Annotated in this window: 15 protein-coding genes; 10 read left to right on the forward strand and 5 right to left on the reverse strand. The window is 66.9% G+C overall.

The annotated features are described in order from the left end of the window. The first annotated feature begins 40 nt into the window (after positions 1–40). Both msbA and KF892_07515 read left to right on the forward strand, forming a co-directional pair. Complete coding sequence (gene msbA, locus KF892_07510) at positions 41–1,777, forward strand: lipid A export permease/ATP-binding protein MsbA (protein ID MBX3624840.1); 1,737 nt, start codon at positions 41–43, stop codon at positions 1,775–1,777. Then, positions 1,774–3,087 carry a hypothetical protein gene (locus KF892_07515; GenBank protein ID MBX3624841.1) on the forward strand — a complete coding sequence of 438 codons (1,314 nt, stop codon included), beginning with the start codon at positions 1,774–1,776 and terminating at the stop codon, positions 3,085–3,087. Before msbA ends, KF892_07515 begins: the two co-directional genes overlap by 4 nt. A gap of 4 nt (positions 3,088–3,091) precedes the next feature. Here KF892_07515 and KF892_07520 read toward each other — a convergent pair whose 3' ends face one another. Then, positions 3,092–4,453, reverse strand: coding sequence for a glycosyltransferase family 2 protein (locus KF892_07520; protein ID MBX3624842.1), 1,362 nt, complete (start codon positions 4,451–4,453; stop codon positions 3,092–3,094). Between the two features lie 87 nt (positions 4,454–4,540). On the opposite strand from KF892_07520, the gene KF892_07525 reads away from it, so the two are divergent. From KF892_07525 to KF892_07560, 8 genes are all read left to right on the forward strand, one after another. After that, on the forward strand, positions 4,541–5,446 hold the full coding sequence (locus tag KF892_07525) for a hypothetical protein (protein ID MBX3624843.1): 906 nt from the start codon (positions 4,541–4,543) through the stop codon (positions 5,444–5,446). A 111-nt stretch (positions 5,447–5,557) separates the two neighbouring features. After that, positions 5,558–6,544, forward strand: a complete 987-nt coding sequence (locus KF892_07530) for a 2Fe-2S iron-sulfur cluster binding domain-containing protein (protein ID MBX3624844.1) — start codon at positions 5,558–5,560, stop codon at positions 6,542–6,544. Between the two features lie 13 nt (positions 6,545–6,557). Further along, positions 6,558–7,331: a glucose-1-phosphate cytidylyltransferase gene (gene rfbF / locus KF892_07535; GenBank protein ID MBX3624845.1), complete on the forward strand. Its 774-nt coding sequence runs from the start codon at positions 6,558–6,560 to the stop codon at positions 7,329–7,331. A gap of 5 nt (positions 7,332–7,336) precedes the next feature. Beyond that, positions 7,337–8,407, forward strand: a complete 1,071-nt coding sequence (gene rfbG / locus KF892_07540; protein MBX3624846.1) for a CDP-glucose 4,6-dehydratase — start codon at positions 7,337–7,339, stop codon at positions 8,405–8,407. Further along, positions 8,404–9,789, forward strand: coding sequence for a lipopolysaccharide biosynthesis protein RfbH (gene rfbH / locus KF892_07545; protein MBX3624847.1), 1,386 nt, complete (start codon positions 8,404–8,406; stop codon positions 9,787–9,789). The genes rfbG and rfbH overlap by 4 nt, the downstream gene beginning before the upstream one ends. 11 nt (positions 9,790–9,800) lie before the next feature. Then, entirely contained in the window at positions 9,801–10,628 is an 828-nt protein-coding gene (locus tag KF892_07550; GenBank protein MBX3624848.1) for a transketolase, read from the forward strand. Continuing rightward, positions 10,625–11,545 carry a transketolase gene (locus KF892_07555; GenBank protein MBX3624849.1) on the forward strand — a complete coding sequence of 307 codons (921 nt, stop codon included), beginning with the start codon at positions 10,625–10,627 and terminating at the stop codon, positions 11,543–11,545. The genes KF892_07550 and KF892_07555 overlap by 4 nt, the downstream gene beginning before the upstream one ends. A 2-nt stretch (positions 11,546–11,547) precedes the next feature. Continuing rightward, a complete protein-coding gene (locus KF892_07560) occupies positions 11,548–12,591 on the forward strand; it encodes an NAD-dependent epimerase/dehydratase family protein (protein MBX3624850.1) in 1,044 nt (347 codons plus the stop codon). Here KF892_07560 and KF892_07565 read toward each other — a convergent pair. From KF892_07565 to KF892_07580, 4 genes are read right to left on the reverse strand one after another with little or no spacing between them, the layout of a single operon-like run. Beyond that, positions 12,580–13,410 (reverse strand): hypothetical protein, encoded by an 831-nt coding sequence (locus KF892_07565; protein MBX3624851.1) that lies wholly within the window; start codon positions 13,408–13,410, stop codon positions 12,580–12,582. The two genes, KF892_07560 and KF892_07565, sit on opposite strands and share 12 nt — an antisense overlap. 10 nt (positions 13,411–13,420) lie before the next feature. Further along, a complete protein-coding gene (locus tag KF892_07570) occupies positions 13,421–14,053 on the reverse strand; it encodes a hypothetical protein (GenBank protein ID MBX3624852.1) in 633 nt (210 codons plus the stop codon). 5 nt (positions 14,054–14,058) lie between these two features. Further along, entirely contained in the window at positions 14,059–15,096 is a 1,038-nt protein-coding gene (locus tag KF892_07575) for a hypothetical protein (protein MBX3624853.1), read from the reverse strand. Next, positions 15,093–16,025, reverse strand: a complete 933-nt coding sequence (locus KF892_07580) for a glycosyltransferase (protein MBX3624854.1) — start codon at positions 16,023–16,025, stop codon at positions 15,093–15,095. The genes KF892_07575 and KF892_07580 overlap by 4 nt, the downstream gene beginning before the upstream one ends. Between the last annotated feature and the right edge of the window lies 1 nt (position 16,026).

The raw sequence follows: 16,026 nt of genomic DNA on the forward strand, positions 1-16,026 counted from the left end.
GATTGTAGGCAGCAGGCGCGTTGGATAATCCGCGCTGCCTATGACCCAACCCACCCAGACCCTGCGGCAGCGCCTGGCGCGCGTCGCGCCCTACTTTGCGGGCACCAAACTGGCCTTCGTGCTGGCGGCGATAGGCGCAGCGATCGGCGCCGCCACCGAGCCAGGGCTGGCCGCGATGATGAAGCCGCTGCTCGACAGCGGGTTCACGCAGCAAGGCAACATTCCGCTGTGGTCGGTGCCGGCGGTGATCATCGGGCTCTTCCTCACGCGCGGCATCGCCGGCTTCCTGGTGAACTACGCGCTCTCCTGGGCCAGCAACCACGCCACCCTGAAGATGCGGCGCGACATGTTCGAGCACGTGCTGCGCTCGCACGCATCCCTCTTCACCCAGCAAACGGCCAGCACCCTCATCAACACCGTGGTGTACGAAGTGCAGAGCGGCACGCAGGCCCTCGTGAACGCCGCACAGACGCTCATCAAGGACAGCTTCACCTCCATCGCACTGTTGATTTACCTGGTGTGGATCAACTGGCAGCTCACGCTCTTCATCGCAGTGCTGCTGCCTGCCGTGGCGGTGACGGTGCGCTACTTCAGCCGGCGCATGCACCGCATCAGCCTGGCCAGCCAGAGCGCGACCGACGAGCTGGCCTATGTGATGGAAGAGAACACGCTGGCTTGGCGCATCGTGCGTCTGCACGACGCGAAGCCGGCCCAGCAGCAGCGCTTCGACAAGGCCAGTGCCCGGGTGCGGCAGCTGTCGCTCAAGTCGACGGTGGCCTCGTCGACGGTGACGCCCGTCACGCAGCTGATCTCGGCCTGCGCCCTTTCAGCCGTGATCGTGGTGGCGCTCTGGCAGAGCAACACGCAGGGCGCCACGGTGGGTGGCTTCGTGGCCTTCATCACCGCGATGCTGATGCTCATCACGCCGCTGCGCCACCTGACGGAAGTGGCCGGGCCGGTGACGCGCGGCCTCGCGGCCATCCAGCGCGGGCTGGACCTGATGCACAAGATTCCCGTCGAGAACAGCGGCACGCACACCGCCACACGCGCCCGCGGCGAGCTCAACCTCGTCAACGTCACCCTCAAGTACAACGACGAAGCCACGGCCCTGAATGGCCTCACGCTCAAGATCGCTGCCGGCGAGACGCTCGCGCTCGTCGGCCCCTCGGGCGCGGGCAAGTCGACGCTCGTGAACCTGCTGCCGCGCTTCCTCGACCCGACCGACGGCGAGATCCGCCTCGATGGCGTGCCGCTGCGCGAGTGGGACCTCGCCGCCCTGCGCCGCCAGTTCGCCCTTGTCAGCCAGGACGTGGTGCTCTTCAACGACACCGTGGGCGCCAACGTGGCGCTCGGCGCCGAGTTCGACGCCGAGCGCGTGCGCAGCGCCCTGGCCGCCGCCAACCTGCTCGACTTCGTCAACGAGCAGCCCGACGGGCTCGACGCCCGCATCGGCCACAACGGCAACCAGCTCTCCGGCGGCCAGCGCCAGCGCCTGGCCATCGCCCGCGCCATCTACAAAGACGCGCCGGTGCTCATCCTCGACGAAGCCACCTCGGCGCTCGACAGCGAAAGCGAGCACCTGGTACAGCAGGCGCTCGAGCGGCTGATGGAAGGCCGCACCACGATCGTGGTGGCGCACCGGCTGTCGACCATCGAGAAGGCCGACCGCATCGCCGTGCTCGACCAGGGGCGCCTGGCCGAGCTGGGCACACACCAGGAGCTGCTGGCGAAGGCCGGCCTCTTCGCGCGGCTTCACGCGCTGCAGTTCAAGCTGTGACGGCCCGTCGCCAGCGCTGGCTGATCCTCTCGCACGCGTTCAACATGGACGGGCGGGCCGCCAGCCTCACCGTCACCGACAAGCTGCGCTATCTGGTCCAGGCCGGCATCGAGCCGGTGATCCTGAGTGCCATCACTGGCGAGCAGGACAAGCGCTACGAACACCATCGCCTGCTGCCCTGGGGGCCATCGGCGCTGCGCTTCGACCTGCGCCACCTGCTGGCGCGCCATCTGGGGCGGGGCATCGCCTACCGTGTGCTGATGCTGCTGATCAGCCTCGTGCTGGCACCGTTCATGGTGCTCGAGAAGCTGCTGATCGGCCTGCGCAACCAATGGTCGTGGGCACTGCCCGCCTTCGTGCGCGGCGCGTGGATGCTGCGCCGTGGTGACATCGACCTCGTGTACTCCAGCGGCGGTGCTTACTCAGCCCACCTCGCCGGCTGGTGGCTCAAGCGCTGGTGCGGCGCGAAGTGGATCGTCGAAGTGCACGACCCGATGGTCTTCCCGGGTCGTGAGCCGGCCAACCGCGACGAGCGTTTCCAGGCCCGGCTCGAGGGCCTCATCTGCCAGCACGCCGACCTGGCCTGGTGGTTCACCGAAGGGGCGCTCGCCGCTGCGCAGGCGCGCCACCCGGTGCTGCGCGAACGCGGCATCGTGGTGATGCCCGGAGCCGAGCCCCCCTTGCGGCCGGCCACCTACACACCCGGGCCGGTGTGCGTGCTCGGCCACTTCGGCTCGCTGTCGGACAGCCGCAGCCTCGTACCCTTCATCCGCGCGCTCAACCACCTGCTCGCCCACGAGCCCGAATGGCGCCCGCTGCTGCGGCTGGAGGTCTACGGCGGTGCGATCGACGGTCCAGCGCAGAAGCTGATCGAGCAGCACAAGCTCGACGACGTGGTGATCCCGATGGGCCGCCTGGAGCACGACCCCGCCACCGGGCTCTCCGGCCGAGAGCGTGTGGTGCAGCGCATGCAGCAGGTCGACGCCTTGCTTCTGATGCACGGCGAAGGCGACGAGTGCGAGCAGTACATCCCGTCCAAGCTCTACGACTACTTCTGGGCCCGCCGGCCAGTGCTGGCCTACACCCACCTCAACCCGCAGCTGGATCGCCTCGTGCGCGAACACGAAGGCTGGTGCGCCCCAGCGACCAACACCGTGGCGGGCGCAGCCGCCTTGCGTGAGTTGATCCTGCGCTGGCAGGCTGGGCGGCTTTCCACCGTCACCGTGCCGCCCATCAGCACCGCCGATGCGGTCGACGAGATCCTGTCGGTGGTCGAGGTGGCCAAGATCTCCGGGATCTCGAAGCTCTAACGATCTAGCGCGAGCAGAGCAGGCTCGCGAACTGCCGCAGCCACCAGCGCTGGCGCCAGCCGCGATCCAGCGGCGGCATGCGCGTGGGCGTGCGCATGCGATCGAGCAGCACCGTCTGCGTGAAGTTGTAGTTGTGGCGGCTGTGGCCGTAGTTGGCGCCGAAGTGGTCGATCTCCAGGCGCTTGCGGGTATCGACGCCGGTGTTGAAGCTCAGGTCGCGCACCAGCGAGTGGTATGACTTCTCGCGGTCGAGCTGGCGCTCGATGCAGAACACGTCTTTCGGCAGGTGCGACTGCACCGTGCCGTGGTTCTTGAAGTTCTTGACGAAGCGGTAGTCTTCAGCGCCATAGGCCCCGGCGAACTCTTCATCGGTGCCGAAGAGCTGGAAGAAGCGCGAACGCGCCAGGTAGAAGATGTTGGGGTGGCCCTTGATCAGCGAGCCGTCGGGCATCTTGCGCCAGAACTTGTAAAAGCGGCGGCGCTTGATCGGGTGGTCGAGCAGCCAGCGCACCGTGTGCTCGGGAAAGGCGTGGTCCACGTCGGTGATCACCACGTTTTCGGCGCGTGCATGCAGCATCGCGGCGTTGCGCGCGCCGGCCTGGTTCCAGCGGATGTCCTGGTCGATGCGCACCCAGGTGAGGTTCAGGTCGAAATCGGGGATGTCGTACTTCAGCGGCGAGCCGTCGTCGACGATCACGAACTGGATCTGGTCCAGCACCTCGGCCGGCAGCGTGGTGAAGTCACGCAGCCAGCTCGTCACGGTGTCGATGTTGTCCTGGTTGCAATAAAAGTGCGTGGCCAGCGTGAGCTTGATGGCGCCGTGGTTGCGCTTGGCAATGCCGAAGATGTCGGTGCGCGTGGGCTGCGTGAGGGCCAGCAGCGTGTGGCGCATGGTCTTGTGCCAGGAGTCTTCGCCGAGCGCTGCGGGCTGGTCGAGCAGCACCGGGTTGTCGACCACCAGGCCGCCTTTGGGTGGGCGCACGTTGGCTTCGAGGTCGGCCCGGCTCGTCATGAAGTTGACGCCGGTGTAGCGGTTGAAGACCAGGCGGTCGCGGTAGGTGGGCTTGAGGTTCGCCGGGCGGTCCCACCAGCGCATCACGATGCTGGGCTGGCGGCGGCGCAGCTTGAGTTGCACGGCCAGGCGCTGGGCGTCTTCGATGTCGGTCAGGACGAGGGCCACACCTTCGGCCTGCTCGAAGGCCTGGCGCACGGCGGCTTCCGGCGACATGCCCACCGCGATCGAGACCAGGCTCGCCGGCAGCTCCTTCACCGCATGCGCGCCCGAGGCATATTCCGACCAGAAGCGCTCCAGCACACCCCCGGCTTGGGCAACCACGGTCAGGCGTGAAGGCAGGAGGTAGGACATCGGCTGGGCTCTTCGAAACTGGCCGGGGATTCTAGGGGTGAGGCCTCAGGCCACAATCGCGGCTCCGCCCGCGTACGCGCCCATTGCATGGCCCTCGACTTTCCCATCGTCTGCAAGACCTACCGCGGTGACCTGCGCCGTGCGCAGCGGCTCCTGGCCAGCATCGCCCCGCACAACCGCGACAAGCTGCCCGTGGTCCTGATCGTGCCGAATGACGACTTGGCGCTGTTCCGCAGCACGCTCCCGGCTGGTGCCTGCGAGTTCGTCACCGACGAGGCTGTGGTCGCCGCGCACCCGAAGGCCGTGGAGCACGACCTGCTGGCTCGCTACCAGGCCACGCCGGGCAGCAAGGCGCAGCAGGTGGTCAAGTCGGAAGCCTGGCGACTCCTCGGCTGCGACGCCTACCTCTGCACCGACGCCGACACGGTGTTCCTGCGCCCCTTCGGCCGCGCCGATTTCCTGGCGCCCGAAGGCCACCCCTACAGCCATGTGCACGAGTCGAAGGAATACCGCCAATTGGCCTCGTCGCGCGGCTACCGCAAGGTCGAGGAAGACTTCCGCCGCGAGAGCGCACAGCTGAAGGCGATCTTCGGCCGCACCGGCCCCGACTACGACTTCGGCCCCACGCCCGTGCCCTGGTCGGCCAAGGTGTGGAACGACCTGTACGAACAGCGCCTGGCCCCGAAGAACCAGACGCTGTGGGACGCCATCGAGCAGATGCCCTCCGAGCTGCGCTGGTATGGCGAGTCGCTGCTGGCCTACCGGAGCATCCCGCTCGCGCCCATCGAGCCGCTCTTCCGCGTCTACCACCACGACTGGCATTTCAACGCCCTGCGCGGCCTGGGCGAGACCGAGGCCAACCTGGTGGAGCGCTTCATCGGCGCCGTCTACCAATCGAACTGGCAGTACGAGATGGACGAGGCCGGCGCCCGCAGTGCCGGCTCGCGTGCCGTGCGGCGCGTGAAGCGCTGGCTGAGGCAATTCCGCCGCTGAGGCGAAAATAGCCGACCCTTCCGTCATTCCCGCGAAAGCGGGAATCCACGTGCCCCTCATGCCTGGATTCCCGCCTTCGGGGGAATGACGAATCTCCACACAGACACCTTCATGCCCATTGCTCGCACCACCAGCGGTAAGCAGTTCGACGTCGCCGACGGCGAAAGCCTGCTCGACGCCGCCCTGCGCGCCCACGTGACGCTCGCCTACAGCTGCCGCACCGGCCGCTGCAGCTCATGCAAGGGCAAGGTGAAGAGCGGCAGCACCACCGCCCTGCACGACGAACTGGGCCTCACCCCCGAAGAGCGGGCCCAGGGCTTCGTGCTCACCTGCGTGCGCGCCGCCACGAGGGACGTCGAACTCGAGGTCGAAGACCTCGGCAACGTGCAGCTCGCCGACCCGCGCACCCTGCCCTGCCGCATACACACCTTGGAGAAGGTGTCGCCCGACGTGCTGAAGGTGACGCTGCGACTGCCACCCAACAGCCGCTTCGCCTTCCAGCCCGGCCAGTACATCGACGTGATCGGCCCGGGCGGCGTGCGCCGCGCCTATTCCATTGCCAACGCACCGCAGGAGCACCTGGAGCTGCACATCCGCCAGGTCGAGGGCGGCGTGATGAGCCGCTACTGGTTCGATGAGGCCAAGGCCAACGACCTGCTGCGCCTGCACGGCCCGCTCGGCACCTTCTTCCTACGCGACATCGCCGGGCTCGACCTCGTGTTCCTTGCCACCGGCACCGGCATCGCGCCGATCAAGGCACTGCTAGAGCAGCTGGCCCAACAGGATGAAAAGCCCCGATCGCTCACCGTCTACTGGGGCAACCGCGTGGAAGCCGATCACTACTGGGATGCGGGCGCCCCCCAGGCCGGCCAGCGCTACGTGCCGGTGCTCTCGCGCGCCGGCAGCGGCTGGCCAGGCGCCCGTGGCCACGTGCAGGAGGTGATGCTCCAGACACCCCACGACTGGCCCAACACCCGGGTCTATGCCTGCGGCTACGATGCCATGATCCACAGCGCCCGCGATGCGCTCGTCGCCGCGGGCCTGGCCGAGCACCACTTCCATTCCGACGCCTTCGTGTCCTCGGCCCCCGCACCTTGAGAAAGACCCACCCATGAAAGCCGTGATCCTCGCCGGCGGCCTCGGTACCCGGCTCAGCGAAGAGACCTCCGTGCGGCCAAAGCCCATGGTCGAGATCGGCGGCAAGCCCATCCTGTGGCACATCATGAAGATGTACTCGCACCACGGCATCCACGACTTCGTGGTCTGCTGCGGCTACAAGGGCTACGTGATCAAGGAGTACTTCGCGAACTACTTCCTGCACATGTCCGACGTCACCTTCGACATGAAGCACAACCGCATGGAGGTGCACAGCGAGCGCGCCGAGCCCTGGACGGTGACGCTCGTCGACACCGGCGACGAGTCGATGACCGGCGGCCGCCTGCGCCGTGTGGCGCAGTACGTGCAAGACGAAGACGCCTTCTGCTTCACCTATGGCGACGGCGTGTCCGACCTCGACATCTCGGCCACCCTCGCCTTCCACAAGGCGCACGGCAAGGCCGCCACGCTGACGGCCGCCTTCCCGCCGGGCCGCTTCGGCGCACTCGACATCCAGCAAGGCCAGGTCATGAGCTTCAAGGAGAAGCCCAAGGGCGACGGCGCCATGATCAATGGCGGCTTCTTCGTGCTGAGCCCGTCGGTGCTGGGTTACCTGAAGGACGACGCCACCGTCTGGGAACAGGGCCCGCTGATGCGCCTGGCCGAGGAGGGCCAGTTGATGGCCTACGAGCACCACGGCTTCTGGCAGCCGATGGACACCCTGCGCGACAAGCACCTGCTCGAAGAGCTGTGGGCCAGCGGCAAGGCGCCATGGAAGAAGTGGGCCTGAGCGGCATGGACATGGAATTCTGGCGCGGCAAGCGCGTCTTCCTCACCGGCCACACCGGCTTCAAGGGCAGCTGGCTCTCGCTGTGGCTGCAGTCGGCTGGCGCGCACGTGTGCGGCTATGCGTTGGCACCTGATACCGAGCCCGCGCTTTTCAACATCGCACGGGTCGCCGACGGCATGACGTCCATCGCCGGCGACGTGCGCGACCTCGCCGCCGTGCAGCGCGCGATGAACGAGTTCAAGCCCGAGATCGTCATCCACATGGCCGCGCAGGCCCTGGTGCGCCGCTCGTATCAAGACCCGGTCGAGACCTACGCCACCAACGTGATGGGCACGGTGCACGTGCTCGAAGCGGCGCGGCAGGCAGGCAGCGTGCGCTGCATCGTCAACGTCACCAGCGACAAGTGCTACGACAACAAGGAGTGGGTCTGGGGCTACCGCGAAGGCGAGCCGATGGGCGGGCATGACCCCTACAGCAACAGCAAGGGCTGCTCGGAACTGGTGACGTCGGCCTACCGCGACTCCTTCATGCGCCAAGCCGGCATTGCGCTCGGCTCGGGCCGCGCCGGCAACGTGATCGGCGGCGGCGACTGGGCTGCCGATCGCCTCGTGCCCGACATCCTGCGCAGCTTCGAGCGCCAGGAGCCGGTGCTCATCCGCAACCCGCACGCCATCCGCCCCTGGCAGCACGTGCTGGAGCCGCTGTCGGGCTACCTGCTGCTCGCCGAGAAGCTGTGGCAAGACGGCCCAGCGCACGCCGAAGGCTGGAACTTCGGCCCCAACGATGAAGACGCTCGGCCGGTGCAGTGGATCGTCGAGCGCATGGTGAACGCCTGGGGCAACGGCGCGACGTGGCAGGTCGATGCGAGCGAACACCCGCACGAAGCCCACTACCTCAAGCTCGACATCTCCAAGGCCCGCCAACGCCTCGGCTGGCGCCCCCGCTGGCGCCTGGACACCACCCTCGACCACATCGCCGCCTGGCACCGTGCCTGGCTGAACCGAGACGACATGCACGCGCTCTGCCTGAAGCAGATCAACCAATACGCGCAGTCGGCTCCCAAGGAACTTGCATGAACATCCCCATCGTCCCGGCGGCAGCACCGCTCGCTGCAGCCCCCGACGCCACGAACCCCGCCACCACCGCCTTGCGCCAGCAGATCGCAGCGCTCGTGCAGCAGTACGCCGACCTGACCTACGCCGCCAAGCCCTTCCAGCCCGGCGTGTCGCCCGTGCCCGTGTCGGGCAAGGTGCTGGGCGCCAAGGAACTGCAGCTGATGGTCGAAGCCTCGCTCGACGCCTGGCTCACCACCGGCCGCTTCAACGCGGCGTTTGAAGACCGCCTGGCCAAGTACCTGGGCGTGAAGTACCTCATCACGGTGAACTCGGGCTCTTCGGCCAACCTCGTGGCCTTCTCGGCCCTCACCTCGCCGCGCCTCGGCGACCGCGCCATCAAGCCCGGCGACGAAGTGATCGGCGTGGCGGCCGGCTTCCCCACCACCGTCAACCCGATCCTGCAATTCGGCGCGGTGCCGGTGTTCGTCGACATCGACCTTGCCACGCACAACATCGATGCGAGCCTCATCGAAGCCGCCATCGGCCCCAAGACCAAGGCCATCATGCTGGCCCACTCGCTGGGCAACCCCTTCAACCTCGAGGTGGTGACGGCACTGTGCAAGAAGCACAAGCTGTGGCTGGTCGAAGACTGCTGCGACGCCCTAGGCGCGACCTACAACGGCCAACTCGTCGGCACCTTCGGCGACATTGGCACGCTCAGCTTCTACCCCGCCCACCACATCACCATGGGCGAAGGCGGCGCGGTGTTCACCAACAACGCCGAGCTGAAACTCATCGCCGAATCCTTCCGCGACTGGGGCCGCGACTGCTACTGCCCGCCCGGCAAAGACAACACCTGCAACAAGCGCTTCTGTTGGACTCCCAAGGAGCTGGGGGGCGATCTGCCCGACGGCTACGACCACAAGTACACGTATTCGCACCTCGGCTACAACCTGAAGATCAGCGACATGCAGGCCGCCTGCGCGCTGGCGCAGATGGACCGGGTCGACGAGTTCGTGGCCGCGCGCAAGCGCAACTTCGAGTACCTGAAGGAAAAGCTCGCCTCGTGCAGCGAGTTCCTGGAGCTGCCCGAAGCCACGCCGAATTCCGACCCGTCGTGGTTCGGCTTCCTCGCGCTGCTCAAGCCCGAGTCGGGTGTGAAACGCGTCGACCTGCTGGCCTACCTCGACCAGAACAAGATCGGCACCCGGCTGCTCTTCGCCGGCAACTTGACCCGACAGCCCTACATGATCGGCCGCAACTTCCGCGTGAGCGGCTCACTGGAGCGCACCGACATCGTGATGAACCAGGCCTTCTGGCTCGGCGTGTATCCGGGGCTCGGTACCGAGCATCTCGACTACATCGTGCAGAAGATCGAAGAGTTCTTCGGCCTCAACTTCTAACGAACACCCTCATGGCCGCCCAACGCTTCGACCCTTCGACGCTGCGCCGCACGGTGCTCGAGATGGCCCGCGCCGGTAATACGGTGCACATCGGCTGCGCCTTCTCGATCATCGAGCTGCTGGCGGTGCTCTACCGCCAGCACCTGCGCTACCCCGGCAACGACCCCAAAGCCGAAGGCCGCGACTACCTCGTGCTAAGCAAAGGCCACGGCGTGATGGCGCAATACGCCTGCATGCGCGAGCTGGGCTGGATCGATGACCAGACGGTGCAGACCTACTTCGGCGACGGCACGCACCTGAAGGGTCTGTCCGACTCGCGCGTGCCCGGCCTCGAAGTCACCTCCGGCTCGCTCGGCCACGGCCTCTCGGTGGGCGTGGGCTTGGCCCTCGGCGCCAAGCTGCGCGGCACCGACCAGCAGGTGTACGCGCTGGTCGGCGACGGTGAACTCAACGAAGGCCCGATCTGGGAAGGCGCCCTCTTCGCCGCCCACCACGACTTGCGCAACTTCACCGTCATCGTCGACGAGAACGGCTACCAGGCGATGGGCACGACGGAAGACGTGCTGAAGCTCGGCTCCATCCAGGCCAAGTTCGAATCCTTCGGCTTCGAGGCGATCACGGTCGATGGCCACGATGAAGCCGCGATCGATGCGGGGCTCAACCAACTCAAGGCCAGCGCCAACACCAAGCCCAAGGCGCTCGTCGCCAAGACCGTCAAGGGCAAGGGCGTGCCCTTCATGGAGCACAACAACATCTGGCACTACACCCGCCTCACCGACGAGACCTATGCGCAGGCACTCGCAGCGCTACCCGTCACGCTGAAGGAGGGCCGCGCATGAGAGCCGCCTTCAGCGACGCGCTGGTGCGCCTGGCCCAGGCCGACAAGAACGTGCTGCTGCTCACCGGCGACCACGGCTACGCGCTCTTCGACGCCTTCCGCAAGCACTGCCCCGGCCAGTACATCAACGCCGGCATTGCCGAGCAGAACATGGTCGGCATGGCCGCCGGCCTCGCGCGTGCGGGCTTCCGCCCCATCGTCTATGGTTTGAGCGCCTTCGTGCCGGTGCGCGTGCTCGAGCAGATCAAGCTCGACGTGGCGCACGACAACCTGCCGGTGATCTTCACCGGCGACGGCGCCGGCTTCGTCTACAGCCATCTCGGCACCAGCCACCAGAGCACCGAAGACATCGCCTGCGCGCGCGTGATCCCGCAGCTGGCGGTCTACTCACCGGCCGATCGCTTCGAGATCACCCTGTGCATGGACCTGGCCTACCAGAGCGCCGCCCCGGCCTACCTGCGCATGGGCAAGTCGGATCGCGGCGATGTCCACGCTGCCCCGGTGCAGGCCCGACCCGGCGAGTTGTTGAAGGCGCACGCAGGCCGAGGCGACGGCCTCGCCTTCATCGCCACCGGCTCGATGGTGCGCACCGCGCTCGACGTGGCCAAGGCCCATCACCCCGAGGCCGAGGTGTGGAGCGTGCCCACCATCAAACCCATCGACGTCACCCGTGTGGCCGACATCTGCGCCCGCCACCGCGGCGTGGTGGTGCTGGAAGAGCACTCGACCATGGGCGGCCTGGGCGCCCTCGTCGCCGAGATCTCGACCGAGCTGGCCCCCACGCGCGTGCTGCGGGTCGGTGTGCCCGATCGTTTCTCCGAGCACTGCGGCACCTACGACTACCTGCTGAAGGAGCACGGGCTCGACACCCTGAGCGTCACCGACAAGGTGTCGGCCTTCGCACGCAGCCTGCGCTGACCATGACGGCCGCCTTGCCGCCGTTGCCAGCTGAAGACCTGGCCCACGCGCGTTCGGTGGTGGGCGAACGCTGGCAGCAGCTGAAAGGCCAGCGCGTCTTCCTGACGGGTGGCACGGGCTTCGTCGGCAAGTGGCTGGTGGCCACGCTGATCGAAGCCGATCGGCACTTCCAGCTCGGCTGCCGGCTGACCGTGCTCACGCGCAACCCGGCGGCTTTCCGCGCAGAGGCACCGGCGCTGGCCGACCGGCCGTGTGTCGAGCTGCTGCCCGGTGATGTGCGCACCCTGTCCATCGAAGGCCGCGCGTTCGACCGCATCCTCCACGCCGCCACCGACGTGGCCACGTCGGCCAGCGACCTCGACACCTTCGACACCTGCGTGGAAGGCACGCACCGGGTGTTGGAGCTGGCCCGACGCTGTGGCGCGAAGAACCTGCTCCTGGTGAGCTCCGGGGCGGTCTACGGGCCGCAGCCCGCCGACGTCACGGCGCTCCTCGAAGACCATCCCGGCAGCGCGCAGACACCGCAAGCGACACCGGCCTACACGATGGGCAAGAAAGCCGCCGAGTGGATGGCGTTTGCCCATGCACGGGAGCACGGGCTGGACCTGCGGGTGGCCCGGCTCTTCGCCTTCGTCGGCCCCGGCCTGCCGCTGGACAAGCATTTCGCCATCGGCAACTTCCTGCGCGACGCCCTGGCGGGTCGACCCATCGTCATCCAGGGAGACGGTACGCCGCTGCGCAGCTACCTGCACACCGCAGACCTCGCGGCCTGGCTGTGGACCATCCTCCTCGACGACCGCGCCCGCGGCGGGCTCTACAACGTGGGCGGCGCAGACGCGGTGAGCATCCGGCAGCTCGCCGACTGTGTTCTCGCGGCGACGGGCTCGTCGTCGCGCGTGCAGGTAATGCAGGAAGCGCTGGCAGGGGCCGCGCCTTCGCGCTACGTGCCGGACATCGCCAAGGCCCGTCGTGAGCTGGCGCTGCCCGAGCCGATCGGGCTGGACGAATCCCTTCGCCGCACGGCGGCCTGGCTTTCAGGCCGCTGAGTCCGCGCCCAGCAACTGGAACGCGCAGCGTGCATGGATCGGCGCCTCAATGGCGCGGTCCTTGCCGTCGAACCACTGCCTAGGCACGAGCACCATGGCCTCAGGGTTCAGCAATGCGGCGATGAGGCTGAACTGGCTGTTGGAACACACCAGCACCCTCGCCCCTCGCATGATCCGATGCGAGGCGAAGGCATCGATGCCTGCGCAAACCTCGACGTGGTCGAAATGCGGCTGGAGGGCCGACACGAAGTCCGCCGGTACATCCGAATCGGACAGGATCACGACCCGCTGGATCAGCCCAGCGAATCGCCGGGCCAAACCCACGAACTCGGCATCCGACACCAGGTGGCTGGCCACGTTCAAATAGTCGCCGCGCCGCACGTGCAGGCACATGTAAGGCCGAGCGTCCGCCGGATCGAGCAAGTCCTGGAGGCCTGCCGGAACCTGGAAGCGAGCGCGGATCGCGGGCTTCTCCAGGGCAGACATCGCCAGCGTCATCTTCTCCGCACCGTCAGGAATCATCCGTGCTCGACCGGGCAGACCGGCCGCGTCGCCGGAGAAGGCCCATCGCGCAAGGCCGAACGGGTCGAGCTGCCAAGCCCAGTGCGAACAGGCCCCGGCCTGGCCCGCTTCGGCCACGAATTCGGGCCGGTCGAAGTAAGACAGATCGGCGGCCACCGGCACGCCACGCTCCATCAGGTCGAAATAGATGGCCGCACTGAGGATCTGTGCGCCCATGCCGCCGGTGAAGGTGACCAGGGTCGGCCCGTCCTCGTCGGGTTTCTTCGCGCTCAGCTTCAGTCGATCGAGGAACTTCACGAGCCCGGCCTCAGGCAGAGGGTTTCTGGCGGATGGCCGCGAAGATGTCGTGCTCGATGCTCCACTTGAAGCCGTTCTTGCGCGCCCAATCGACGAGCTCGTTCAGATCGGGGTAGTCGGCGTAGGTGTCGATGGTCGGATCGAAGCAGCGGATGTCGTCGATCAGCACCGCGACATTGCCGAAGCGCGAAAGGTTGGCTTCGATGTGGCGGAGTTCGTCGCGAACGGGGCAGTCGACCGGGCCCTGGTGCGTGATGCCGCCCGAGTAGTGACCGTCGAGCCAGAAATTGACGGTTCCCGACAGCGTGGGCAGCAGCTTGGGCAGCACCTCTTCCGAGAGCCCGTGCATCACCCGGATCCTGGGCTCTCCCGCCAGTCGCTCGGCGGCCTGGCGGTAAAGCTTCTCCTCCGGCTCGATGGTGTAGACGGCCTTCGCATGAGCCGCAAGCATCTCCGCCGTCTCACCGAGGAATGTGCCCGTCTCCACCCACGTGGCATCGGCCTCGGGCCAGCCGAGCCGCAGCAGCACGCTGCGCTTGATGTGTGCGGGGCTTGGCGACGCAAAACGGCGCCGCGTCCATTCGGCCTGCTCATTCTTGAGCCCACGGCGTTGCCGGAGCTTGCCTCTCAAAGCTTCGAACATGTCGGTCATCCAGGTTGAACTGGGCGGATTGTCGGGGATGCGAGCGACGCCAAGACCCCATCCGCAATCGTCTGCGCAAAGCGCTGCGAGCTGAATCGCTCCGCACCCTTGTCGAGGAACCCGCGGATGGCCGCCTGCCGATCGGCGAACTCGTTGGCCGACATTGCCTGCAGGTAGGCGTGAACCTCTGCCGTGTCGCGAAAGTCCCGTCGGTCGATGAAGCTTTCCTTGGGCACGTGGCGGGTCACGTCGTCCGCACCCCAATAGACCGGCACGCAGCCGTTCATCATCGAGTCGAAGATCTTCTCGGTGACGTAGCCGCTCAGGGAGTGCACGTTCTCGTAGCAGTACGAGAACTTCGAGCGCAGCAGCACTGAAGACTTGTCGGGCAGCTCGCCCTTCCACGACGGGAACGGCTGGTAGCCGAACGCCTGCGTGGCCAGGCGCTGGGCACGGCGCCGCAACTTTCCGGCCCACCCCGACTCGTGCCGCGGCTTGTTCCAGCCCAGGCCGTAGAGATGGAAGTCCTGCGGCGCATGCTGCTCGTGCCAGCGGATCACCTCCACCCGCTCGACGTAGAGGTCGTTTGGCAGCGGGTGCCTGAAGCGCTTGTTGGCGTTGATGAGGCAGCTGAAGATGTCGCGCTCCTCGAAGCCCGGCCATGGCGGCACGATGAAGTGGATGCCGTAGGCGATCTCCAGCACGTTGGGCAGTTCGAGAAAGCGGCGGTCCCAGGCAAAGACGCGGCGGAAGTTCGCGAAGTACGCCGGGTCTGCGTTCAGCGGGTTGATGAACGGGTTCTCAAGGGCAACGAGGAACCGCGGCAGCGTGCTCGCGGGCAGGACACGACCTTCGAAGTGCAGTTCGAAATCGACCTGGCGCCCGACGTTGACGTCAGCGGTATTGAGCTCGATGCCTCGCTGCGCAAAGGCTTCGCGCAGCACACGGTTGGTGTGCGTCGGGTTGAAGCGATGCGTCGGGTCGTCTTCGCGGAAGAAGGAGTTGTTCGAGTGCCCATCGGCCCACACGCTGCCGAGCATCATCGCGCGCCCTCCAGTCGCTTTGAGATGCGCACCCGGGTCTGGCGCAAGAGCGCCAGATGCTGGTCGAGGCGGCCGACACGGCGGCAACGGTAGCGCTTCAGATAGCCTTTCATCGTCTCGCGGCGCGCCGCGGGCAGACGCAGCAGCTCGTTGCGGTCGAGTTCGAGCGCCTTCTTATAGATGAAGAAGCGGAAGTCCTCGACCAGCGCCGGCCCGACCACGGCCTGACGGCGCTTGAAATAAGCCAGAAGCCGCAGGCGATCGCCGATGGACTCGTGGCGACTGTCGTTGGTGGCGTGCAGCCGATAGGTCATCAGCGGCTCGACGATCCACACCATGCTGCCGCGTTCGACGACGCGCAGCAGCCAGCTCACGTCGGAATACTTGCCCTCGGCCGGATCGAAGCGCAGCCCCTCGATGCTCGCCCGCCTGTACACATAGCCCGGAAACGGCGCGATGCCGATCTGGTAGCGCGAGAAGTAGTGGGCTGCAAGCTGGCCGACGTTGCGCACCCGGTGCTCATCGCCGGTCGTGCTGAACGAGAGCCGCTGCGGCCGCCCCTCCTCCGCGATCAAGGCATTGACCCCGATGGCAGCGGCTTCGGGGTGGCGGCCGATGGTCGCGATCACCTGCTCCACATATCGAGGTGAGAGCAGGTCATCGTCGTGGAAGAGGCAGACGTGGCTGGCCATCGCCTCGTCCAGGCACAGGTTGAAGTGATCCAGCGCCTTCAGGTGCGGAACACGCAGCCGGTAGTCGACCTGCGGAAACTCCGCCTCCACCATCGACTGCGTCTTCCCATCCGTCGAGTTGTCGGAGATGACGAGCTGAAAGCGCTTGTCCGTCTGTGCCAGTGCCGACTGGATGGCCTGCCGCGCCAGCTCGGAGCGGTTGTAGCAGAGGATGTACAGCTGGAGCGTGGCGCTCATC

The organism is Rhizobacter sp., from assembly GCA_019635355.1.
Lineage (GTDB): Bacteria > Pseudomonadota > Gammaproteobacteria > Burkholderiales > Burkholderiaceae_C > Rhizobacter.

What these genes read in the sequence shown, in the direction of transcription:
- msbA (MBX3624840.1), top strand. Translation starts at nt 41, where the DNA reads ATGACCCAACCCACCCAGACCCTGCGGCAGCGCCTGGCGCGCGTCGCG.
- KF892_07520 (MBX3624842.1), bottom strand. Translation starts at nt 4,453, where the DNA reads ATGTCCTACCTCCTGCCTTCACGCCTGACCGTGGTTGCCCAAGCCGGG.
- KF892_07525 (MBX3624843.1), top strand. Translation starts at nt 4,541, where the DNA reads ATGGCCCTCGACTTTCCCATCGTCTGCAAGACCTACCGCGGTGACCTG.
- KF892_07530 (MBX3624844.1), top strand. Translation starts at nt 5,558, where the DNA reads ATGCCCATTGCTCGCACCACCAGCGGTAAGCAGTTCGACGTCGCCGAC.
- rfbF (MBX3624845.1), top strand. Translation starts at nt 6,558, where the DNA reads ATGAAAGCCGTGATCCTCGCCGGCGGCCTCGGTACCCGGCTCAGCGAA.
- rfbG (MBX3624846.1), top strand. Translation starts at nt 7,337, where the DNA reads ATGGACATGGAATTCTGGCGCGGCAAGCGCGTCTTCCTCACCGGCCAC.
- rfbH (MBX3624847.1), top strand. Translation starts at nt 8,404, where the DNA reads ATGAACATCCCCATCGTCCCGGCGGCAGCACCGCTCGCTGCAGCCCCC.
- KF892_07550 (MBX3624848.1), top strand. Translation starts at nt 9,801, where the DNA reads ATGGCCGCCCAACGCTTCGACCCTTCGACGCTGCGCCGCACGGTGCTC.
- KF892_07555 (MBX3624849.1), top strand. Translation starts at nt 10,625, where the DNA reads ATGAGAGCCGCCTTCAGCGACGCGCTGGTGCGCCTGGCCCAGGCCGAC.
- KF892_07560 (MBX3624850.1), top strand. Translation starts at nt 11,548, where the DNA reads ATGACGGCCGCCTTGCCGCCGTTGCCAGCTGAAGACCTGGCCCACGCG.
- KF892_07570 (MBX3624852.1), bottom strand. Translation starts at nt 14,053, where the DNA reads ATGTTCGAAGCTTTGAGAGGCAAGCTCCGGCAACGCCGTGGGCTCAAG.
- KF892_07575 (MBX3624853.1), bottom strand. Translation starts at nt 15,096, where the DNA reads ATGATGCTCGGCAGCGTGTGGGCCGATGGGCACTCGAACAACTCCTTC.
- KF892_07580 (MBX3624854.1), bottom strand. Translation starts at nt 16,025, where the DNA reads ATGAGCGCCACGCTCCAGCTGTACATCCTCTGCTACAACCGCTCCGAG.